Here is a 218-nt window from a genome sequence, read left to right on the forward strand (position 1 = left end):
GTGAACTTGCGTCGCGCATGCGCCCAGCAGCCGACCTCGATCACGCCGCGCGATGCCTTGGTCTTGGGGTCATGGTACAGCGCGTTGTAGCCGGCATAGCCGTCGGCTTGAAGGTATCCATGGTAACCTGCAAGGTGGGCCGCCGGATGCTTACCGCCGCGCCCGGTCGTGAAGCGGAACGCCACGGCAGGCGGGCTCATGTCCCCGCTTGATCGGCT

At 66.1% G+C, this 218-nt stretch carries 1 protein-coding gene; it reads right to left on the reverse strand.

Annotation, left to right across the window (positions count from 1 at the left end; translation table 11 throughout):
- The coding region (locus tag LH128_RS31010; protein ID WP_008833650.1) for an IS66 family transposase at positions 1-200 on the reverse strand (200 nt) is incomplete at its 3' end.
- Between the last annotated feature and the right edge of the window lie 18 nt (positions 201-218).

It is taken from the genome of Sphingomonas sp. LH128 (genome assembly GCF_000293195.2).
GTDB lineage: Bacteria > Pseudomonadota > Alphaproteobacteria > Sphingomonadales > Sphingomonadaceae > Novosphingobium > Novosphingobium resinovorum_A.